Annotated in this window: 1 protein-coding gene; it reads left to right on the top strand. The window is 71.7% G+C overall.

The annotated features are described in order from the left end of the window. Positions 1-157 precede the first annotated feature (157 nt). Positions 158-853 (top strand): hypothetical protein (locus HG543_RS53900; RefSeq protein WP_169352708.1); only part of this gene is annotated, 696 nt, incomplete at its 3' end.

The raw sequence follows: 853 nt of genomic DNA, 5'->3' as shown, positions 1-853 counted from the left end.
GGTCAGGACTCGGGGGCGGCTGCGGATGGGGTCCATGGTGGGGGGGCGTCTCCAGAAGTCGGCCTGCCGGGGATTATCGCGCGGGCCCGGCCCGAGGTTGCGTCCGTCCGCTCCCAAGGCACGTGCACTCCCGAGCGGGGCCGCTATGTTCCGCCCCATGAAGAAGACCTTCCCCGCCGAGTTCGCCGACCTGCTCACCCCCAAGGGCCGCCGCATCCTGGAGGGCAGGGACCGCGAGCTGACGGGCGCGCTGCTGGACCCGGAGCGGCGCTTCGTGGCGCTGCAGGGCGTCATCGACCCGGCCCGCGCCGTGGCCTGCCGCGACGCCCTGGACGCCGCCCTGCGCGACACCCTGGTGCCCATGGAGGACCCCATCCCCCATGACTCCATCTCCGGGATGACGATGAACTACATGGAGCTGCTGCCCAAGACGGTGCGCGTGCGCACCGCGCTCCTGGAGAACCGCCGCTCCCGCTCCTACCGCGCCGCCGAGGCCGTGGGCCTCACGGACATGATGCGCTCGGACACCTTCGCCGCCTTCGCCGCCGTGGTGACGGGGCGCACCCTGCGGCGCAAGTGGGGCATCCAGGTGCTGTGCTACGGCCCCGGCGACTACTCGGGCCCCCACAACGACCACCACCCCGAGGAGCCCGAGGCCCGCGACGGCTACGTGGACATGCACGTCTCCCTCACGCTGCCGGGCGTGGACCACCAGTACCTCGTGTACGCGAAGGACGGACACTTCTCCGAGCTGACGAAGGTGAGCACCGTGGGCGGTGTCACTGTCTACCGGCTGCCCTTCTGGCACTACACGACGCCGGTGGTGGCGAAGCCCGGGCAGGAGGAGGGGGCC

This window comes from Pyxidicoccus fallax (genome assembly GCF_012933655.1).
In the GTDB taxonomy this organism is placed as follows: Bacteria; Myxococcota; Myxococcia; order Myxococcales; family Myxococcaceae; genus Myxococcus; species Myxococcus fallax.
This window is presented reverse-complemented; position numbering and strand designations above follow the sequence as displayed.